Genomic DNA, 20,947 nt, shown 5'->3' on the forward strand with positions numbered 1-20,947 from the left:
GGGCATGGGCAGGCTGATCGCGCTCATTGTGGCGCTGGCCCTGGGCATCGTCGTCGCCTGGCGGGCGGAACAGACGCCGGAGCCGAAGGGTCTGGACGCTCCGCCCACCGAGTTCTCCGCCCTGCGCGCCATGCCCGACGTGGAAGCCATGGCCCGCGCCCCACACCCGGTCGGCTCGCCCGAGAACCGCCGCGTCCGGGACTATCTGATCGGCCGCATGGCCGAGCTTGGCCTGTCGCCGCAGGTGCGCCCCGGCGTCGGGGTCCAGGCGCGGGGCGAGCGCATCATCGGCGGGCCCGTGGAGAACCTTGTGGGCGTTCTGCCGGGCCGTGACCGCAACGCCCCGGCCCTGGCGCTGATGGCCCACTATGACAGCGCGCCCGGCTCGCCCGGCGCGGCGGATGACGCGGCCGGAACCGCCGCAGCCCTGGAGATCGTGCGCGCCCTCAAGGCCCGGGGCGTCCCCGAGCGCGATGTCATGATCGTCATCACCGACGGCGAGGAGGCGGGCCTGCTGGGGGCCAACCACTTCTTCCGGCGCGATCCGCTGGCCAGGCGCATCGGCCTCGTCCTCAACATGGAGACGCGGGGCGCCGGCGGCCGGGTTCAGATGTTCCAGACCAGCCCCGACAACGGCGAATTGATCGACCTCCTGCGGCGGACGGCCCCGCGACCGGCCACCTCTTCGCTGACGGTGTTCGTCTATGAGCGGATGCCCAACGACACCGACCTGACCGAGACCCTGGCGGCGGGCGCGCCCGGGATGAACTTCGCCTTCGTGGGGCGACAGTTCCAGTACCACTCGCCCAATTCCACGCCCGAGCGCCTCGAGAAGGGCAGCCTGCAGGACATGGGCGCCCAGGTCCTCGCCCTCGCCCTCGCGGCGGCCTTCGACAAGGCCCTGCCAGGCAAGCGGCCGTCCGTGGTCCACAGCCAGGTGTTCGGCGACCTCGTGATCGCCTATCCCCCCTGGGTCGGCTGGGCGCTGCTGGCGATCGCCCTCGGCCTGACCGCCCTGGCCCTGCGCCGCGCGCGCCGGGCTGATCCCTTCGCCTGGACGGACCTCGCCCGCGGCGCGGGCGCCCTGGTGTTCGCGGCCCTGTCCGTGGCCGTGGTGCTGATGTTCGCCCGGGACGCCACGGGCGCCGGCTTCGGCTTCCTGCAGCAGCGCTTCCTCCTGGCCCAGGTGAGCCGCTGGGAAGCCGCTGTGGTGCTCATCGGCCTCGGGGTGGTGCTGGCCGCCGCCGCCGAACTGGCCCGCGGCCGGCGGATCGTCGCCTTCGTGCCGCTGCTCGCCGGCCTCGGCTGCTCGGCCTTCGGAGGCTTTGATCCCATCGCGCTGGCGGTGGGCTGCGCGGCCGCTGTTGTGGGAGGCCTGGCCTACGGTCGCCCCGTGAGCCGCCCCGCCGGGTGGGGCGGCGTCCTGCTGGCCGGCCTCCTGCTGGGCGCCGTCGTCCAGGCGATCGCCCCGCCGGCGGCCCATGTCTTCGCCTGGCCGCTGCTGGTCGCCGCCGTCGCCGCGGCCGCCACAGACCTGGGGGGCCGCCGAGGCTATGCGGCCCTGGCCGTCCTGACCCTCGCGGCCGCCCTCATCCTGGGCTGGCTGGGCGCCCTCGCCCACGGCGCCTTCCTCAGCATGGACCTGATGCCGCTGCTGGCCCTTCCAGCCCTGCTGGCGGCCCTGGCGCTGTGGCCCCTCGCCCAGCCCGCCGACGGCGCTCCGCCCGGCCGCGGCCTCGGCGCGCTCCTGGTGGTGGCGGGCCTAGCCGTGACCGGCTGGGTGCGCTTCGCCGATCCGTATGACGCGGCCAATCCCGAGGCGGCCCAGGTGGTCTATCAGGTCGACCAAGACGCCCGCCGCGGCTACCTGGTCAGCATGACGCCGGACAAGGTCGCCTGGGCCGAGACCGCCCTCGCCGCGAGCGGCCCGGTGAGCGATCGCCGCCACTGGTGCTGGAGCTTCCCCGTCCGCGCCGCCCCGGCGCCCTTCGTGGACCAGCCCGGCCCGGCGCTGGCCCTGAGCCCCCGCGACGATGGGGCCCTGACGCTCATGGCCACGCCCCCGCCCGGCGCCCGCGTGCTGGTCCTGCGGCTGACGCCCGAGGCTGACGTCGCCCTCGCCGGGGTCGCCGGGATCGCCCAGGACGGGCGTCTGGCGGCCGGCAAGGCCACCACGCTCTACTGGTCGTCGGGCGAGCCCGTGGAACTGGTCCTGCGCCCCGAAAAGGCAGGTGCGCTCCAGGTCCAGGCCGCCGCCGTCCTGCCCGACTGGCCGGCCGGCGCAAGGCCGCTGCCGCCGATGCCTGACGATGTCATGCCGTGGGGTTTTTCGGGGTCGACGATCATCACCGCGAGCCGGCGGCTGGCTTGGTGATCCTGCGCCCGATGGGCTATCGGAAGCGCCCATGAGCGACGTCACCATCTATCACAACCCCGCCTGCGGCACGTCCCGCAACACCCTGGCCCTGCTCCGCGAGAAGGGGGTCGAGCCCACGGTGGTCGAGTACCTGAAGACCGGCTGGACCAAGGAACAGCTGCAGGACCTGCTCAAGCGCATGGGAGCCTCGGCCCACGACATCCTGCGGGTGAAGGGCACGCGCGCCGACGAACTCGGGCTGACGGACCCCACCGCCTCGGACGAAGCGCTGATCGCCGCCATGATCATCGAGCCAGCGCTGGTGAATCGCCCTATCGTTGTTACGCCAAAGGGAGCTGCGCTCTGCCGCCCGGCGGAGCTGGTTCTCGGTTTGCTCTAAACACCCGCGTCAGGAGGGCATTGGGCAAAGGTCCGTGACAAATCGGCCGGTGGCGCTCGGCCGATTTTCCGGTATTCATGCGCCCGGGGAGCGGCCCTCACTGAGGTGCTCGCCGGGGGAACGCTGACAGTTTTGTGGCTTTGCGTAGCAGCGCCTTAACCTCGCGCGGCTAGTACGGGGGCGTAATGGCAGAATTCGACCCGCGACGGTTCTCGTTCCGGATTGCCCCGCGCGTACTGGCCGGGGGCGGAGCCCTGATGGCCCTGTTCGTGGCGTGGAAGCTCACCGACACCACCAGCGCCCCCTCCGCACCGCCGCTGGCGCCTGAGGCTGTCGCGGCCCTGCAGCACGCCGCCTTCACCCAGAGCGCCATGATCCAGCCGGAATGGGACCGGCCCGAGAACGTGCCTCTGAAGGTGCAGCGCGGGGAAACCCTCGAACAGGCCGTCCAGCGGGCCGGCGTCACCCGGGAAGAGGCCCGCCAGGCCGTGGCCGCCCTGGGCCAGGCCATGGACACGGTCCACATCAAGGCCGGCATGGCCTTCGACGCCGCCATCGCCAGGCCTCGCGCCGAACGCGGACCGGCCCGGCTGATCGGCCTGTCCATGCGCACGGGCCCGGCCACGGCCATCACCCTTTCCCGCAGCTTCGACGGCGCCCTGCGCCTGCGGGCCCTGGAAGAGGAGGTCCGTCAGGACGTCACCGTGGCCGACGGCGAGATCCGCGGCTCACTCTACCAGAGCGCCGCCAAGCTGGGGGCCACGCCCGAGATCGTGGCCCAGGTGGCCAAGCTGTTCGCCCACAAGATCGACTTCCGCGAGATGCAGCCGGGCGACGACTTCAAGCTGGTCTTCGGCCGCAAGGTCACCGAGAGCGGCCGCACCGTGGCTGTCGGCGAGCTGGAATACGCCGAGCTGAAGGGCGTGAAGTTCTACCGCTTCGAGCGCTCCGACGGCGGGGTCGACTACTTCGACGAGAACGGCAAGAACATCAAAGGCTTCCTCCTGCGCACGCCCATCGACGGGGCGCGGATGACCTCCAATTTCGGCCTGCGTCGTCACCCGGTGCTGGGCTACGCCCGGGCGCACCAGGGCGTGGACTTCGGCGCCGGCCACGGCACGCCGATCCTCGCCGCCGGCGATGGCGTCGTGGTCAAGGCCAGCCGCTGGGGCGGCTATGGCAACTATGTCCAGATCCGCCACTCGGGCGGCTGGGAGACGGGCTACGCCCACGTCTCGCGATACGCCAAGGGCATCAAGCCCGGCGCGAAGGTCCGCCAGGGCCAGGTGATCGCCTATGTGGGCTCCACCGGCCTCTCCACGGGCCCGCACCTGCACTACGAGGTCTGGCAGCGCGGCAAGCGCGTCAATCCGGTGGGCGTGAAGGTGCCGCAGGGCACGGTCCTGGCCGGCGCCGAACTCGCGCGGTTCAAGGCCCAGAAAGAACGCATCCACCGCCTGCTCGCCAACAGCGGCTCCGAGCCGTCCCAGCAGTTCGCCGCTGCGGAATAGCGGTCCAACCGCAACCAAGGCCAAGCTTGCGACGTTGATTTCCCGACGCGCCGGGCGTTCCATGTCCGGCAGGGGGGAGACGTCGATGGGCAGACTGACCTCGGCGACGGCGGATCGCGTACGCGCGATGGTGGCGGGCTGGCCGGCCGAGCCCGACCCACACCAGCTCAACGAGCTTCTGCGGCTGCTCGGCTTCTGGCGTCAGCAGATGCTGGTGAACACCTTCTTCCAGCACCACGAGCCGCACGTGCTGAACGGACCGTTCGCGGGCATGGCCTATGTGGGACGGGCGGCCGAGGGCGCGCTGATGCCACGGCTGCTGGGCACCTACGAGGCCGAACTCCACCCCTATCTGGAAGCCTTCCGCCGGGAGGGCGTCGACTGCGTGATCGACGTCGGCTGCGCCGAGGGCTTCTATGCGGTGGGCCTCGCGCGGCTGATGCCCGAGGCCACCGTCCACGCCTTCGACATCGCGGCCGGGGCGCGGGCGGCCTGCGCGGAGCTTGCAGCCCGCAACGGCGTCGCCGAGCGGGTGATCATCGGCGAAGCCTTCGCCCCCGGGGACTTCGAGCTCTTCGCCGGACGACGGGCGCTGGTGATCATGGACGTGGAGGGCGCCGAGACCGAGCTCCTGCGCCCCGACCTCGCCCCGGCCCTGGCCGACATGCGGCTGATCGTCGAGACCCACAGTCCCGAGGCCCTGCGGATCGTGGGCGAACGGTTCGCGCCCACCCACGAAATCCGCCGCGTCGACACCGGCGGCAAGGCCTTCCGGATGCCCGACTGGATGAAGGCGCTGGCCCACCTCGACCAGCTGCTGGCGGTGTGGGAATGGCGAGGCATCCCCACACCGTGGCTGGTGATGCGGCCGAAGCGGCCCTAGGCGTCGAAGACGATCACCGAACGGGCGATCGAGCCGGTCTTCATCTCGGCGAAGGCCTCGTTCACCTGTTCCAGCTTCAGGCGACGGGAGATCATGTCGTCCAGCTTCAGCTTGCCGGCCATGTACATGTCCACCAGGCGCGGCATGTCCACCGGGAAGCGATTGGAGCCCATGAGCGAGCCCTGGATGCGCTTCTCGCCGAGGAAGGCCGCCCCCATCAGGCTGATGCTCTGCCCCACCGGGATCATGCCGATGATGTTGGCGGTGCCGCCCCGGGCCAGCATGTTGAAGGCCTGCTCGGCGGTCTTGGTCATGCCGAGGGCCTCGAAGCTGTGCTCGACGCCGCCCTTGGTCATCTCGATCACCGCCTGCACGGGATCGACCTCGGACGCGTTGACGAAGTCGGTCGCCCCAAAGGCGCGGGCGTAGTTTTCCTTACCGGCCACCACGTCGATGGCGATGATCCGGCCCGCACCCGCAATGGCCGCGCCGTTGATCGCGGACAGGCCGACGCCGCCGCAGCCGATGACCGCCACGGTGTCGCCTGGACGCACGTTGGAGGTGTGCATCACCGCGCCCACGCCGGTCATCACCGAACAGCCGATCAGGGCCGCGCGGTCGAGGGGCATGTCCTTGCGGACGGCCACGCAGGCATGCTCGTGGATCAGCATCTGCTCGGCGAAGGACGACAGGTTCAGATACTGCATCATCGGGCCGTTCGCCGTGGTCAGGCGCGGCTCGTCGTCCTTGCCCCGCTTGGTGTCGGGCGAGACGCACAAGCTCATGTGGCCGGTGAGGCAGTGGTTGCAGTGACCGCAGAAGGCCGACAGGCAGGTGATCACGTGGTCGCCCGGCTTCACCGTCCGCACTTCCGACCCCACCGCCTCGACGATGCCCGCGCTCTCGTGGCCGAGGACGGCCGGCAGCGGGTGCGGATAGGAGCCTTCCACGAAATGCAGATCCGAGTGGCAGACGCCCGCGGCGGCGGTGCGGATCAGCACCTCATGCGGGCCGGGCTTGCTGATCTGCACGTCCTCGATCTGAAGCGGCTTGCCCACTTCACGCAGCACGGCGGCCTTCATTGGCGTCTCCCCTTTTCATACAGGCGTTTCATAGAGACTTATCGCTGTTCAGCAGGTCCAGGGAAGCGTCTTTCTCGAAACGGGTCGACAGCAGGCCCCGACCCTTCCATCTAGGAAGCGATGGACGCCGCAGCGCCCCCCAAGACCGTCACCCCGCTCGACGTGTTCCTGGCCTTCCTTAGGCAGGGGCTCACGGCGTTCGGCGGACCGGTGGCGCACCTGGGCTACTTCCGGCGCGAGTTCGTCGAGCGGCGCGGCTGGATCTCGGAGGCGGCCTATGCCGACCTCCTGGCCCTGGCCCACTTCCTGCCTGGGCCGGCGTCCAGCCAGGTTGGGATGGCCATCGGACTGCGGCAGGCCGGACTGGCGGGTGCCCTGGCCGCCTTCGCCGGTTTCACCCTCCCTGCGGCGACGGTGATGATCGTCTTCGCCGCCCTGGCCCCGAACCTTGAGACCGCGTTCGGCTCGGGCTGGATCCACGGCCTGAAGATCGCCGCAGCCGCCGTGGTCCTGCAGGCGCTGGTCGGGATGGCCCGCACCCTCGCCCGCGGCCCGATCCGGGCCGGCATGGCCATCGGGGCGGCCGCGGGCCTGATGGTGTCCCAGGGCCCCGTCGCCCAGGTGGGCGCCATCCTGGCAGGCGCAGCATTCGGCATCGCCCTGCTGCGCGAGGCGCCGGCGCCCGACGAACCCGACGCTCTGCCGCCGGTGGATCCAGGCAGCGCGGCGATCGCCCTCACCCTGTTCGCCGGCCTGCTGCTGGCCCTGCCGCTGCTCGCCACGCTGCTGCAGAATCCGGGCCTCGGCCTCGCCGCCGTCTTCTACCGCACCGGTGCCCTCGTGTTCGGCGGCGCCCATGTGGTGCTGCCGCTGCTGGAGCGTGAGGTGGTGGAGCGCGGCTGGATGGCTGCGGACACTTTCCTGGCCGGCTATGGCCTGGTGCAGGCCCTGCCCGGCCCGCTCTTCAGCTTCGCCGGCTTCGTGGGCGCGGCCCAGTCGTTCGGCCCGCGCGGGATCGTGGGGGGCCTGATCGCTCTCTTCGCCATCTTCCTGCCGAGCCTGCTGCTCGTGGTGGGCGTGCTGCCCTTCTGGGACCGGCTGAAACGCGAGCCCTGGGCGCGCGGCGCCCTGGCGGGCGTCGGGGCCGTGGTGGTGGGCCTGCTGGCCGCGGCGCTGTGGGACCCGGTGCTGTCGACCACCATCGGGCCGCGGTCGGACTGGGCGCTGCTGGCGGCGGCCTTCGTGTTCCTGCACGTGGCGCAGGCGCCGCCGTGGCTGGTGGTGATCGGCTTCGCCCTGGCGACGGGAGTCCTGCTCGGCTAGGCCGCGGCCGGACGCCCGGCCCGAGAGCCCATCCCGGCCTTGGCGCCAGCAGCCCGGACCTGGGCCACAACGCCCTCGGGGCGCAGCAACCGCGCAGGCCAAAGATCGGGCAGCCGGGGCCAGCGGAAGGTCCAGGCGGCCTTCTCAGGAATGCACGACTCCAGGGCCGCGATCAGCTCCTCGGCCGGGCCGTCATTGAGGAAATGGTTGGCGCCTTCGGTGCGGACGACCCGGATCGGGCGCCGCGTCACAGTCTCGGCGGCGAGCCGTTCGGCCACCTCCAGCGGCGCGAAGTCGTCCTTGTCGCCGTGGATGATGTGGATGGGGACGTTCACCCGGGCCAGCGCCCGGCGGGCGTGACGCAGCTGCGGCCTTTGTCCGGTCACCTCGATGACGGCGTTGCGGAGGTCACGAGGGATCACCTTCAGGGCCTTGGCGCCCACGTCCAGCAGCCACCGCGCCGTCGGGCCGGCCTCGCCGAAGAAGCCGGACAGCAGTACGAGGCCCGCCACCTTGCCTGGGTTCTGGTCGGCCATGATCGAGGCGATCGCCGCCCCATAGCTCTGGCCCACGAGCAGCACCTTCTGCCCACGCGGGGCCTTCAGCACCGGAGCCAGGGCCTCGGCCTGGACACGGATGTCGGTCACCGGATGCAGCGGCTCGGAGCCGGCGTAGCCCGGCCGGTCCACCACCACCATCTCCCGGTCCTCGGGAAGCTCGGCCAGGGTTTCGGCCCAGTATTCGGCCCAGGACGGCGCGCCCGTGATGACCACGATTTTCCAGGGCGCGGGCGTCTCGCGGGGGGTCTCCAGCGCCGAGATGCGCCAGCCATGGCCGCCCCCCGCGGTGAAGCTGGTGCGGCGCACCAGGTTGTCGGGATAGCAGGAGGAAGTCGGCGCATGCTCGGTGCGGCCCGTGGCGGCCGCCTCGATGCAGGCCCATCCCATGGCCAGCACGCCTCTGGGCCGTTTACGCGCCACGTCGACACCTCCTCGGAACCTCATCGTCACCTAGAGGCAAACGCGCGGTTCAGGCGTGGGTTCTAAGTTTCCACCCACGGGAGGACCGCTGTGGCGCGTGCGTCACAGGGCGCGACGCACCGTCCGTCAGGGGGCGGGCGCTGGAGCCTGGTAGACGGTCTGGCCATCCTTCAGCACCAGCCCCACGCGCGAGAAGGCGGTGACGTCCTGCGCAGGATCGGCGTCCAGCAGGACGAGGTCGGCGACCGCCCCCGGCTCCACGCGTCCCGTCTCCCCCGCCCGGCCCAGCCGCGCCGCGGGCGCCGTGGTCAGGGCGGCCAGGACGCCCCGCCAGTCCATGACGTCGCCCAGAAGGCGAAGCTCCAGGGTGGTGTCGTACTCATCCATGAAGCCGGCGTCCGTGCCGAACAGGATGTCGCCGCCCGCGGCCCGCAGGGCGGCCACCTGCTGCTGCGACGTCGCCACGGGCGTGCTCGGATGCGGGTGGAGAGCGAACAGGGCCAGGGTCGGCACGAGCGCCACCTTTCGCTCGGCGAGGTCGAGGGCGAACACTTCCGACCAGGGGCCCATGAGGGCGGCCGAATGGGCGAGCACGTCCGCACCACCCTCAACGGCCCGGGCGAGGCCCTCGGCGTTGGTCGGATGGGCGAACACCGGCAATCCGCGGGCATGGGCCGCCTCGCTCAGCGCCCGGGTCACGTCCAGCGGCATGGGCAGGACTTCGGTTTCGCCGACAATCGCGCCGGTGAACAGCTTGATGCCGTCAATCCCTTCCGCGGCCTGGGTGCCGACCCGGTCCGCGCCGGCCTCGGGCGAGGCCACCTCCGGCAGCGGCAGGCCATACTGCGCATAGATGGGACGGGCATAGATCGGCGTCCCGCCCTGCGGGAAGAAGGGCGCGCCCACGGTCCGGATCCTAGGTCCCCTGACCCGACCGCTCTCGACGCGGGCCCGGACGCCCGTGGCGCTCTCGGTGGTCGACGCCAGATCGAACACGGTGGTGAACCCCCACCGCAGAAACTTGTCCGTCAGCTCCTGTGACACGGCCGCGTCGGACGCCTCGGCGTGATCCATCAGCACCGGCGTGAGCAGGTGGACGTGGCTATTCCAGAAGCCGGCGACCAGCACCTTGCCGCCCGCGTCCACCGAAGGACATCCGGGGGGCGCGGCGCGCCCGTCGGGGTGCACCGCCGAGATCCGGCCGTCGACGATCTCCACTGTCGACCGCGCCACAGGCGCAGCTTCCGGCGAGGCGTAGAGGCGGGCGCCGACAATGGCCAGATCACACGCCGCGGCCGCACCCGCGGAGCCGACCAGGGTGAGGCTGCCCAGGGCGAGGCCGACCAGTTTTCCGACAGTGCGCCTCACGCCGCCATCCTCGCCTTGAAGACGCCGTCCGGGAGACGGGCGGCCTTGGTGGGGTGAATGAAGAAATAGTCCTTCCAGGGCAGGCCTTCCACGAGCGCGGTCCGCTCTTCCAGTCGGCCGTCGGCGTCGAGGGCGAACATTCGGTAGCCACGGCTGCGGAAGACCTCGAGCACCTCCTCCGCCGAACCGCCGAAGCGGGCCTCCAGCATCGGCGGGTGGATCTCGATGAGGACGTGGGGACGGTCCCGGTCGAGGATGCCGGCGGCGCCCTGGAGCGCCTTCAGCTCGGCGCCCTCGATGTCCATGCGGATGAAGTCGACCCGGGTGACGCCATGCTCGGCGCAGAAGCCGTCCAGGGTGACGACTGGCGTGGGCTGCACCTGCATGCCCTGGTCCTGCAGGTCTGGCCGCGCCGGCCCTTCCGGCGGCGCCGAAGCGACATAGGCATAGGCCCGCCCCATCCGGCCGGAGGTCTTCTTGGGGGTCACCAGCAGCAGTTCGCCGGGCTGGTCGGCGACGGCGGCGTGGATCGGCGTGACCCTGTCGCGGATGCGGTGCCAGGCGCAGGCGACCTTCAGCACCTCGTAGGCGAAGGCCGAGGGCTCGAAGGCGTAGATCCTCGCCTTGGGCGCCACCTGAGTCATGACATAGGAGTGGCGGCCGTCGCTCGCGCCCACGTGCAGACAGACCGGCGAGCCTGACAAGAGGTCGGCCAGATACGGCGTTTCAGGCTCGTGCTTGGCCCAGCGCAGATTGCGGCGCCAGGCGCGGAAGGCGTGCCCCAGCACGCGCAGCGATGGCATCCCTACTCCTTAAGGCTCCCCCGAGCCCTCCCGTTGGCCCAAGCGCCCACTAAGCCGCGTCGCGGACGACCGTCATCATGTAGTTGACGTCCGTATCGGTGGATTCGCTCCAGCGCCCAGTCAGCGGATTGAACACGACGCCATAAGGCCCGTCCACGGTCACCGGCTCGCCCGCGAGGAATCCCCGGATCTCGTCCGGCTTGAGGAACTTCTTCCAGTCGTGGGTGCCCGCAGGCAGCCAGCGCAGGACGTATTCGGCGCCCACCACCGCCAGGGCCAGGGCCTTCATGGTGCGGTTGAGGGTGGCGACGATCATCAGCCCGCCTGGCTTCAGCAGCCGCGCGCAGCTGCGCAGATACTCGCCCGGATCGGCCACATGCTCGATCACCTCCATGTTGAGGATGACGTCGAACGGCGGCTCGCCGGCCTCCAGCAGGGCCTCGGCGGTGGAGCAGCGGAAGTCGATGGCCAGCCCCTGTTCGGCGGCGTGGGTGGAGGCGGTGGCGATGTTCCGCTCCGAGGCGTCCACCGCCGTCACCGAGAACCCCAGCCGGGCCATGGGCTCGGAAAGCAGGCCGCCGCCGCAGCCGATGTCGAGCAGACGCAGCCCCTCGAACGGGCGCCGCTGAGCGCCGTCACGGCCGAAACGGTGCAGGGCACGGTCACGGATGAAGGCCAACCGCACAGGGTTGAATTTGTGCAGCGGCGCAAATTTCCCGTTGGGGTCCCACCATTCGGCGGCGATGCGCGAGAACCGCTCGACCTCGGCAGGATCGATGCTCGAACGGGCGGACGTTTGGGAAGTCATGCCCCCTTCTATCGCCCAGCCCCCTCAAAGCGGAAGACTCTTGCCGTTGCGGCCCCTGGGAAGCGCCGCTAGAAGGCGGCCCTTCCCGCAGCGGAACAGTTCTCAAGGGGGCGACGGGCGCAGGCGCATGTCCCGGCTGGTGATGAAATTCGGCGGCACGTCGGTGGCCGATCTCGAGCGGATCCGCCGCGTGGCGCGGCTCGTGGCCGCCGAGGTCAAGGCGGGCCATCAGGTGGCCGTCGTGGTGTCGGCCATGGCCGGCAAGACCAACGAACTCGTGGCCTGGACGGACGGCGCGGGCGCGGCCGCCCCGGGCCTGACGCCTTCGGACGACGAATATGACGTGGTGGTGGCCTCCGGCGAGCAGGTGACGGCCGGCCTGCTGGCCATGACCCTGCGCAACATGGGGCTGCCCGCACGCTCGTGGCTGGGCTGGCAGGTGCCGATCATCGCGGACGACGCCCACGGCAAGGCGCGGATCGACGACATCCCGCCCGAGAAGCTGGCGGCGGCGCTGGACGCCGGCGAGGTGGCCGTGATCGCCGGCTTCCAGGGCGTGACCCGGGACGGGCGCATCGCCACCCTGGGCCGCGGCGGTTCCGACACCAGCGCCGTGGCGGTGGCCGCCGCCCTGGGCGCGGCCTGCGACATCTACACCGACGTGGACGGGGTCTACACCACCGATCCGCGCATCGAATCCAAGGCTAAGAAGCTGGCCAAGATCTCCTACGAGGAGATGCTCGAAATGGCCTCGCTTGGGGCCAAGGTCCTGCAGACCCGGTCGGTCGAGCTGGCCATGGCCTATCATGTGCCCGTCAGGGTGCTTTCCAGTTTTGTCGAGCCCGGCGAGGCGCCCGGGCAGGGCACTATCGTCTGCGACGAGGAGGAGATCGTGGAGAAGCGGATCGTGAGCGGCGTGGCCTACAGCCGCGACGAGGCGAAGATCAGCCTCTTCGGCCTGCCTGACCATCCCGGCGTGTCGTCGTCCATCTTCGGCGCCCTGGCCGACGCGAACGTGAATGTGGACATGATCGTCCAGAGCCACGCGCGGATGGCCGAGACCGCCAACATGGAGTTCACCGTCGGCAAGCGCGACGCGCAGCGGGCGGTCGAGATCGTCCGCAGCATGAAGGACAAGGTTGGCTTCGAGGACGTGGCCGTCAACGAGGACGTGGCCAAGGTCTCGGTCATCGGCGTCGGCATGCGCAGCCACGCCGGCGTCGCCAAGAGCATGTTCCAGGCGCTGGCCGACAAGGGCGTGAACATCCAGGTGATCTCCACCTCGGAGATCAAGATCAGCGTGCTGATCGACGCCGCCTACACCGAGCTCGCGGTGCGGGCCCTGCACGCCGCCTACGGCCTGGACCAGCTCTAGGCCGTCTCGGCGCCCCCGGTCAGCCGGAAGGCGCCCCAGGCGCCCGCCAGGGCGAGCGGGATCACCGCCACAAACACCCAGACCGAGGTGGCGCGGGCGCTGGCGTCCGTGAGCCCGCCCGAGAAGCCGGCCAGGTTGGCGGCGACGCCTGACAGGGCCGCGCCGGCCGCCGCCCCCGCCTGGCGCACGGCCATGATCGCCGAGGAGCCGATGGCCTTGTCCTCCTCCGAGAGGGCCGCCAGCACGCGCCGGCTCATGAAGGCCCAGGAGAAGCCGAAGGCCGCCCCCATCAGCGCCCCGCCGACCAGGACGAATGCCAGGGGGCCATCGGCCAGGGTGAGCGGCAGGATGACTAGGCTGGCGATCAGCAGCACCGCCCCGACGCGGATCCAGCGGGCGTCCCAGACCCCGCTCGCCCCCGCCACCGCCAGGGCCGCGAAGGTCCAGGACAGGGACTCCACCCCGATCACATAGCCGGCCCAGAGCGGCGTGAAGCCGCGCAGCTGCTGGAGGATCGGCGGGCCATAGATGGCGAAGCCCATGGAGGCCGCCGTCAGGGCGAACATGGCGAAATAGCCCGAGCCGCAGACCGTCCGCAGATCGCCCGCCCGGTGCGGCAGGAGCCGCACGCGCGCCCGCTGATCGATGGCCACCACAAGGGCGAGGACGGCGAGCCCTGCCAGCACCAGGCCGATGGAGAGCGCGGGGATATGGATTACGTCAGCCACGGCGATGGCCGCGACGCCGAGGCCGAGGACGACGAGCTGGCGCCAGGGCACGCCCGGCCCGCCGGCGCCCTTGGCCGCGCCCTTGAGCAGGAACAGGGCCGCGCCGCTGAACACCGCCGACTGCGCCGCGAACAGCCAGAAGACGTCGCGCCAGTGGCCGTGCTCCACCACCAGGCCGCCGAACAGGGGCCCAAGGACGGTGGCGACGCCCCAGATGAAAGTCACGGCCGCGAACACCCGGGCGAGGTGCCGCTCGGGAAACAGGAGGGCGATGGCCACCATGGCGAAGCCGGAAATCCAGCCCGACCCCAGGCCCTGCACCAGCCGTCCGGCCAGGAAGAGCTCCACGTTGGGAGCCGCGGCGCTGAGGGCGCAGCCGGCGACCATCACAAGCCCCGCCAGGGCCGTGGCGCTGCGCAGGCCGAACAGTTCGGACAGGCGGCCCGAACTGGCCCCGGCGAGGATCGCGCCGACGAGGAAGCCGGCCGTGGCCCAGGAGAAATAGGCGTAGCCTCCGAGGTCGGCGCCGACGCTGGGCATGATGGTGGCGGTGACCAGGCTGTCGGCCGCGTTGAGCCAGACGCCCAGGCAGATGAGGGCGAACTGAGGCCACCGGCCCTCGGCCAGAAGATCGATCCAGCCGGTCCGGCCCTCGCTAGTCGCAGACGCCACTCACGCCCCCCATTCTACAAAACGGCGCCTCACATAGGCTTTGCCCACGCCGACCGCTACGCCTCGCGATTTCGTCACCTATCTAGGGGCTGAGGGGACGCTGATCGCCGCCAACTGCTCTTCCCGTCTCGGAACGGAAGGATAAAGCTGGTAGTCAGCGCCAAGACGGGAGGACAGAAGGCCCACATGCCGGCGCCGAACATGGCCATCAGAGGACAGCGGAGCCTGCTCCGGCAGATTCGCGAGGCGCTGGCGGGCGGCGGCCCGGCCCAGGCTCGCCTCGACATGGTCGTGCGCATCATCGCCCTGTCAATGGTGGCCGAGGTGTGCTCCATCTATCTGCGGCGGGCCACCGGCGAGATGGAGCTGTTCGCCACCGAGGGCCTTGATCCCGGCGCCGTCCACGTCACCCGCATGAAGCCCGGCGAGGGCCTGGTCGGCGAGATCATGCGCCTTGGCCGGCCGCTGAACCTGGCCGACGCGCCGTCGCACCCGGCCTTCTCGTACCGGCCGGAGACCGGCGAAGACCCCTACCACGCCTTCCTCGGCGTGCCCCTGCTGCGCGGCGGCCGAGCCATCGGGGTGCTGGTCGTGCAGAACCGCACCGCCCGGGTCTACACCGAGGACGAGGTCGAGGACCTGCAGATCATCGCCATGGTCCTGGCCGAGATGGTCTCCTCGGGCGAGCTGATCTCGGTCGAGGAGATGAAGGGCGTCGAGCTGGCGCCCCACCGGCCGGATCGGCTGAAAGGCAGCAAGTTCGCCGACGGCCTGGCCTATGGCGTGGCGGTGCTGCACGAGCCGCCCGTGGCGCCCTCGCAGCTGCTGTCCGACGATGTGGCCGCCGAGGAGGCCCGCCTGGCCTCCGCCCTCGCCGCCCTGCAGCAACAGATCGACCACATGCTGGAGGGCCAGCACGGCCTCGTGGACGCCTCGTACGAGGTGCTCGAGACCTACCGCATGTTCGCCCACGACCGGGGCTGGAACCGCAGCCTGCAGGATGCGGTGAAGAACGGCCTGACCGCTGAGGCGGCGGTGGAGCGGGTGCGCTCCGAGCACCGGGCGCGGCTGGGGCAGGCCCGCGATCCCTATCTGCGCGAGCGCCTGCACGACCTCGAGGACCTGAACGACCGGCTGCTGCGGCACCTGGCAGGCGATGGCCACGTGGCCCGGGAGCTGCCCGAGAACGCCATCCTCATCGCCCGCAACCTCGGTCCTGCGGACCTGCTGGAATACGACCGCACCAAGCTGCGGGGCCTCCTGCTGGAGGAGGGCTCCTCGGCGAGCCATGCCGCCATTGTGGCCCGGGCCCTGGACATCCCCTGCGTGGGCCGCCTCGCCGGCCTGCGCGACCGGGTGTCGGAGGGTGATCCGGTGATCGTCGACGCCGAAACGGCCGAGGCCTATCTGCGGCCGCGCCCCGACGTAGTGAAAGCCATCCAGGCCCGCATCGACGTGCGCCGGCAGCGGCAGGCGGCCTTCGCCAAGCTGCGCGACACCCCCGCCTTCACCCGCGACGGGGTGAAGATCACCCTGCTGATGAACGCCGGCCTCGACGTGGACCTGGAGGCCATGGACGAGGCGGGCGCCGAAGGCATCGGCCTGTTCCGCACCGAGTTCCAGTTCATGGTCTCGGAGGAAATGCCGCGGCTGACGGCCCAGACCCAGCTCTACGAGCGGGTGATGGACGCGGCGGGCGACCGGCCGGTGACCTTCCGCACCCTCGACCTGGGCGGCGACAAGGTGCTGCCGTACCTGGAGGCCGAGCGGGAGGACAATCCGGCCCTCGGCTGGCGGGCGATCCGCATGGGCCTCGACCGCCCTGCCCTGCTGCGCATGCAGCTTCGCGCCCTGATCGCCGCCGCCCGCGGCCGGCCGCTCAGGATCATGTTCCCGCTGGTGGCCAACTGCGATGAGTTCCGCGCCGCCCGGGCCCTGGTGGACACCGAGATCGCCTGGGCCCTGCGCCGGGGCCGGCCGGCGCCGTCGCGCCTGGACGTGGGGGCGATGATCGAGGCGCCTTCGCTGATCTGGCACCTGGACGCCCTGCTGCCGATGACCGACTTCGTCAGCGTCGGCACCAACGACCTGATGCAGTACCTGTTCGCCGCCGACCGCGGGAACCCGCGGGTGGCGGACCGCTACGACATGCTCTCGCCGCCGGCCCTGCGGGCGCTGGAGGCGATCCAGCGGGCCTGCGCCGAGACCGGGACGCCGGTGAGCGTGTGCGGCGAACTGGCCGGCCGACCGCTGGAGGCCTTCACCCTGGTGGCCCTGGGCTTCGAGCGGCTGTCCATGTCGCCCGCCGGCATCGGGCCGGTGAAGCAGATGGTGCTGTCCTGCGACCGCGAAGCCGCCCGCCGCGGGGTGTCCGCCCTGCTTAAGTCCAGCGCCGGTTCGGTCCGCAATGAGATCGAAACCTTGGCGCGTAAACTGTACTTGGCCGTCTAGGCGAATCGTCGCCCCGGCGTGACCCAAGAACGCATTGGCGGTATCCGGCTCGCGTGTCACGCTCGTCCCGAGTCATCCCCTTCCGACGCCGGCGCAAGCCGGACGCAGGAGCCGCCATGCCGCTCGACACGGCCGGGTTCGCCGAGTTCGACGGAAGCGCGACGCCGCCCAACGGCGATCCGCTGCAGGCGCATGCCTCCATCGGCCAGGCGCTGCGGGCGCTCCGGCTTGAGCGCGGCCTGACCATCGACGAGCTGGCCGAGAAGACCCGGGTGCGCCGGGCCTATCTCGAGGCGCTTGAGGAGATGCGGCTGGCGGATCTGCCCTCCCGGCCCTTCACCATCGGCTACATCCGCGCCTACGCCCTGGCCCTGCAGCTCGACCCCGAGGCGGCGGTGGAGCGCTTCAAGACCGAGGAGCCGGTGCTGGACGAGCCGCTCCGGGCGCCCGTCGGCCTCCCCGAGGCGCGGGACCCGCGCAAGGCCGCGTTCATTGTCGGGGCCATCGTCATCATCGCCGCCATCGTGCTGTGGAACGTGGCCCAGCGGGCCATGAACGCCAGCGCCCCCCCGCCGCCCAAGGCCTCGGAAGAGGTGGCCCGACGGCTGCTGGCCGAGGAGAAGCCGGGTCCGGTGGTGCTGGGCGAACCTCTGCCGGCGCCAGTGGAATCGACGACGCCGCCGCTCTACGAGACCCCGGGGCTGGCCGACGCCGGGCCTGACGGCCGAGGCAACCTCGCCCCGCCGGCCAACATCAATCAGATGCCGGACGAATTCCCGGTGGACCTCGCGACCCTGCCGCCGACCTTCCAGCCCAAGGGCAAGGTCTATGACGGGGGCGATCCGAGGCTGGACTCCGGCGTCATCCTCCAGGCCCTGAAAGGGGCGGCCCTGATCATCCGCGGCGCCGACGGCTCGGTCTATTTCGCCCGGCAGCTGGCGGCCGGCGAGGCCTACAAGGTCCCGAGCCTGCCCGGCCTGACCATCGACGTCTCGGTCCCCTACGACTTCCAGGTGTTCGTGAGAGGCCAGTCCAAGGGCCTGCTGCCGGCCCGGCAGGTGCTGGCCTCGAAACTCGCCGCCGCCCCGAGCGCCGCCCCGGTGGTCACCGCGCCGCGCCCGCCGCCCGCGGCGACGCCGGCGCCGGCCGCTCCGGCCACGCCCGCTCCCACGCCTCAGGCCGCCCCTCCCGCTCCGACGCCCGGTGGCGCTGCGGGATGACGCAGGGGGTTGGGCGCCGGCGGCGAAGGGCCTATTTTCCGCCGCCATGAGCGCAGACCCGACCCATCACCGGCCCTGGCGGGCGATCCACCGCCGCCCCTCGCGGAAGATCCGCGTCGGTTCGGTCGAGGTCGGCGGCGATGCGCCGATCACGGTCCAGTCCATGACCAACACGGTGACCGCCGACGCGGCGGCCACCCTCGACCAGATTCGCCGCCTGGAAGAGGCCGGCGCCGACATCGTCCGCGTCTCGTGCCCGGACGAGGAGTCCACCGCCGCCTTCCGCACGATCGCCCGCGAGGCGAAGGTCCCGCTGGTGGCCGACATCCACTTCCACTACCGGCGGGGTATCGAGGCCGCCGAGGCCGGCGCCGCCTGCCTGCGCATCAATCCGGGCAACATCGGCTCGCCCGACCGGGTGCGGGAGGTGATCCAGGCGGCCCGGGACCACGGCTGCTCTATGCGGATCGGGGTCAACGCCGGCTCGCTGGAGCGAGACCTGCTGGAGAAGTACGGCGAGCCCTGCCCCGACGCCATGGTGGAGAGCGCGCTGAACCACGCCCGCATCCTCCAGGACCACGACTTCCACGAGTTCAAGATCAGCGTGAAGGCGTCGGACCCGTTCATGACGGCGGCCGCCTACCAGCAGCTCGCTGAGGCCATCGACTGCCCCCTGCACCTGGGCGTGACCGAGGCCGGCGCCCTGCGCACGGGGACGGTGAAGAGCGCCATCGGCATCGGCTCGCTGCTGTGGGCCGGGATCGGCGACACCATCCGGGTGAGCCTGGCGGCCGATCCGGTGGAAGAGGTGAAGGTCGGCTTCGACATCCTGAAGTCCCTGGGCCTTCGCCACCGGGGCGTGAACATCATCGCCTGCCCCTCCTGCGCCCGGCAGGGCTTCAATGTCATCGAGACGGTGGAGAAGCTGGAGCAGCGCCTGGCGCACATCTCCACCTCCATGAGCCTGTCGATCATCGGCTGCGTGGTGAACGGTCCCGGCGAGGCGCTGATGACCGACGTGGGCTTCACCGGCGGCGGCAAGGGCTCGGGGATGGTCTATCTGGCCGGCAAGCCCGACCACAAGATGGACAACGATCGGATGGTCGACCACATCGTCGAGCTCGTGGAGGCCCGGGCCGCCGAGATCGAGGCCGCGAAGAACGCGCCCTTGGCCGCGGAATAGGCGCGCGCATTTACATTCGCTTGAGCAGGAGCGCCATTCCGGCGTTTTGTGTGCGGGATGCAGCAGGATACCGCGCCGGAACTTACCCCCTGGCCGGCCGGCGACGACGAGATGTCGAGCCGGATGCGCGGCTTCGACTGGGGGCAGACCGCGCTGGGGCCGCCTTCGGCCTGGCCGCAGCCCCTGAAGAGCGCCGTCGAATTCATCCTGCCCGTCGGCTTCCCCATGATCATCCTGTGGGGCCGCGACCTGATCCAGATCTACAATGACGCCTACCGCCGCCTGATGGGCGCCAAACACCCGGGCGGGCTCGGGAAACCCACCCAGCTCTGCTGGTCCGAAGTCTGGCACATCACCGAGCCCATCTACGAACGGGTGAAGCGGGGCGAGACGGTGACCCTGGAGGATGGCCGCTTTCCCCTGCTCCGGGGCGAGGAGGTCGAGGACGCCTGGTTCACCGCCAGCTACAGCCCCCTGCGGGACGAAGCCGGGGCCGTCGCCGGGGTGCTGGTCGCTCTGTTCGAGACGACCGAACGCGTGCAGGCGGAGGCCGCCCGCCTGCGAATCCAGTCCCGCCAGGCCTTCCTCCTGCGGCTCAGCGACGCCCTGCGTCCCCTGGGCGATCCGCGGGAGGTGCAGGCGGCCGCCTGCCGCCTCGCGGCCGAACACCTGAAGGGCGACCGCGGCTACTACGCCCAGCTCGACCATGAGCGGCAGCTTTTCATCGTCGAGCAGGACCATGTGGTGGACGGCGCGTACAGCGTGGTGGGAACTCACGCCTTCGCCGACTTCCCGCAGGCCATGGAGGCTCTGAACCGCGGCCGGGTGGTCGTGTGCGAGGACACCGAGGCCTGGCCGGACCTGTCGCCCGCCCTGCGCAAGGCCTATGAGCTTCTGAGAATCCGCGCCTTCGTGACGGCGCCGCTGATCAAGGACGGCAGGCCGGTGGCGTCCATGACCGTCGCCAGCGCCACGCCAAAGGCGTGGGCGCGGGATGCGGCCCAGGACCTTCAGGAAATCGGCGAACGGACCTGGGAGGCGGTGGAGCGGGCCCGCAGCGAAGCGGCCCTGCGCGAGAAGGAGCATCATCAGGAACTGCTGCTGGCCGAGCTGCAGCATCGGACCCGCAACATGCTCGCGATCATCCGCAGCATCGCCTCGCGCACGGCCGAGACCCGCGACGACATCGACACCTTCATGGCCCACTTCCAGGGGCGGCTCTCGGCCATGGCCCGAACCCAGACCGCGCTCAGCCGCAGCTCGGACGTGTCGGTGAGCCTGACCGAAATCCTCCACGACGAGTTCCTCGCCGTCGCGGCTCACGAGGACCAGGTGGAGATCGACGGGCCGGAGGTGCGGCTGCAGGGCAAGGCCGCCGAGACCTTGACCCTTGGCCTGCATGAGCTGGCCACCAACGCCCTCAAGTACGGCGCCCTGACCACGCCCCGGGGCCGGGTGTCGGTACGGTGGCAGGTCATCGACGAGCCCCGGCCGACCCTTGCTCTGCAATGGCGGGAAAGCGGGGTGCCCACCCTGGACCTCACGCCCAAGCGGATCGGCTTTGGCCGGCGGTTGATCGAGAACGCCCTGCCCTATGAACTGGGCGCGGAGACCGCCCTGCGCTTCGCCCCCGGGGGCGTCATCGCCGAAATCCGCCTGCCGCTCTCAACGCAAGGCTAGGTTGCAGACTCGCCTTACTAAAAGTGCTGCGTTTTAACTTATGTACGGAACGGCGCGGCTAACCCCATGCTTAGATGCCGTTCAGTTTCCTTGTGCGTGGAGGATGACTCCGCCTTGATGACCG

At 70.9% G+C, this 20,947-nt stretch carries 16 protein-coding genes; 10 read left to right on the forward strand and 6 right to left on the reverse strand.

Annotated features, from left to right (window positions below; all coding sequences use genetic code 11):
- Nucleotides 1–4 precede the first annotated feature (4 nt).
- From BO64_RS07630 to BO64_RS07645, 4 genes are all read left to right on the forward strand, one after another.
- A complete protein-coding gene (locus BO64_RS07630; RefSeq protein ID WP_496402686.1) occupies nt 5–2,374 on the forward strand; it encodes a M20/M25/M40 family metallo-hydrolase in 2,370 nt (789 codons plus the stop codon).
- Between the two features lie 31 nt (nt 2,375–2,405).
- Complete coding sequence (gene arsC / locus BO64_RS07635; protein WP_496402687.1) at nt 2,406–2,756, forward strand: arsenate reductase (glutaredoxin); 351 nt, start codon at nt 2,406–2,408, stop codon at nt 2,754–2,756.
- 185 nt (nt 2,757–2,941) lie between these two features.
- The gene (locus tag BO64_RS07640; protein ID WP_496402688.1) at nt 2,942–4,267 is read left to right on the forward strand and encodes a M23 family metallopeptidase; all 1,326 of its coding nucleotides are present in this window, start codon (nt 2,942–2,944) and stop codon (nt 4,265–4,267) included.
- Nucleotides 4,268–4,352: 85 nt separating this feature from the next.
- Nucleotides 4,353–5,150, forward strand: a complete 798-nt coding sequence (locus tag BO64_RS07645; RefSeq protein WP_496402689.1) for a hypothetical protein — start codon at nt 4,353–4,355, stop codon at nt 5,148–5,150.
- On the opposite strand, the gene BO64_RS07650 is transcribed toward BO64_RS07645, so the two are convergent.
- Nucleotides 5,147–6,232 carry a Zn-dependent alcohol dehydrogenase gene (locus tag BO64_RS07650; RefSeq protein WP_496402690.1) on the reverse strand — a complete coding sequence of 362 codons (1,086 nt, stop codon included), beginning with the start codon at nt 6,230–6,232 and terminating at the stop codon, nt 5,147–5,149. The two genes, BO64_RS07645 and BO64_RS07650, sit on opposite strands and share 4 nt — an antisense overlap.
- 120 nt (nt 6,233–6,352) lie before the next feature.
- On the opposite strand from BO64_RS07650, the gene chrA reads away from it, so the two are divergent.
- Nucleotides 6,353–7,555 carry a chromate efflux transporter gene (chrA, locus tag BO64_RS07655; RefSeq protein WP_496402691.1) on the forward strand — a complete coding sequence of 401 codons (1,203 nt, stop codon included), beginning with the start codon at nt 6,353–6,355 and terminating at the stop codon, nt 7,553–7,555.
- Here chrA and BO64_RS07660 read toward each other — a convergent pair.
- From BO64_RS07660 to ubiG, 4 genes are all read right to left on the reverse strand, one after another.
- Nucleotides 7,552–8,535 carry an alpha/beta fold hydrolase gene (locus BO64_RS07660; protein ID WP_496402692.1) on the reverse strand — a complete coding sequence of 328 codons (984 nt, stop codon included), beginning with the start codon at nt 8,533–8,535 and terminating at the stop codon, nt 7,552–7,554. The genes chrA and BO64_RS07660 overlap by 4 nt on opposite strands.
- A 126-nt stretch (nt 8,536–8,661) precedes the next feature.
- A complete protein-coding gene (locus BO64_RS07665; RefSeq protein ID WP_496402693.1) occupies nt 8,662–9,903 on the reverse strand; it encodes an amidohydrolase family protein in 1,242 nt (413 codons plus the stop codon).
- Nucleotides 9,900–10,706 carry an FkbM family methyltransferase gene (locus BO64_RS07670; RefSeq protein ID WP_496402694.1) on the reverse strand — a complete coding sequence of 269 codons (807 nt, stop codon included), beginning with the start codon at nt 10,704–10,706 and terminating at the stop codon, nt 9,900–9,902. Before BO64_RS07670 ends, BO64_RS07665 begins: the two co-directional genes overlap by 4 nt.
- A 49-nt stretch (nt 10,707–10,755) precedes the next feature.
- Complete coding sequence (gene ubiG / locus BO64_RS07675; RefSeq protein ID WP_496402695.1) at nt 10,756–11,514, reverse strand: bifunctional 2-polyprenyl-6-hydroxyphenol methylase/3-demethylubiquinol 3-O-methyltransferase UbiG; 759 nt, start codon at nt 11,512–11,514, stop codon at nt 10,756–10,758.
- Nucleotides 11,515–11,641: 127 nt separating this feature from the next.
- Between ubiG and BO64_RS07680 the strand changes: the two genes are divergently transcribed.
- Nucleotides 11,642–12,889: an aspartate kinase gene (locus tag BO64_RS07680; protein WP_496402696.1), complete on the forward strand. Its 1,248-nt coding sequence runs from the start codon at nt 11,642–11,644 to the stop codon at nt 12,887–12,889.
- Here the strand turns inward: BO64_RS07680 and BO64_RS07685 are convergent.
- Nucleotides 12,886–14,289, reverse strand: a complete 1,404-nt coding sequence (locus BO64_RS07685) for an MFS transporter (protein WP_496402697.1) — start codon at nt 14,287–14,289, stop codon at nt 12,886–12,888. The genes BO64_RS07680 and BO64_RS07685 overlap by 4 nt on opposite strands.
- Before the next feature lie 186 nt (nt 14,290–14,475).
- Here BO64_RS07685 and ptsP point away from each other — a divergent pair, with 186 nt between their 5' ends.
- The 4 genes from ptsP (at nt 14,476) to BO64_RS07705 (ending at nt 20,823) form a co-directional block, all read left to right on the forward strand.
- Nucleotides 14,476–16,740, forward strand: coding sequence for a phosphoenolpyruvate--protein phosphotransferase (gene ptsP, locus BO64_RS07690; RefSeq protein WP_496402698.1), 2,265 nt, complete (start codon nt 14,476–14,478; stop codon nt 16,738–16,740).
- Between the two features lie 116 nt (nt 16,741–16,856).
- Nucleotides 16,857–17,960 carry a helix-turn-helix domain-containing protein gene (locus BO64_RS07695; RefSeq protein ID WP_496402699.1) on the forward strand — a complete coding sequence of 368 codons (1,104 nt, stop codon included), beginning with the start codon at nt 16,857–16,859 and terminating at the stop codon, nt 17,958–17,960.
- A gap of 46 nt (nt 17,961–18,006) precedes the next feature.
- On the forward strand, nt 18,007–19,143 hold the full coding sequence (gene ispG / locus BO64_RS07700; RefSeq protein WP_496402700.1) for a flavodoxin-dependent (E)-4-hydroxy-3-methylbut-2-enyl-diphosphate synthase: 1,137 nt from the start codon (nt 18,007–18,009) through the stop codon (nt 19,141–19,143).
- A 57-nt stretch (nt 19,144–19,200) separates the two neighbouring features.
- Nucleotides 19,201–20,823: a sensor histidine kinase gene (locus BO64_RS07705; RefSeq protein WP_496402701.1), complete on the forward strand. Its 1,623-nt coding sequence runs from the start codon at nt 19,201–19,203 to the stop codon at nt 20,821–20,823.
- Nucleotides 20,824–20,947 lie beyond the last annotated feature (124 nt).

Source organism: Phenylobacterium composti DSM 19425 (genome assembly GCF_059568645.1).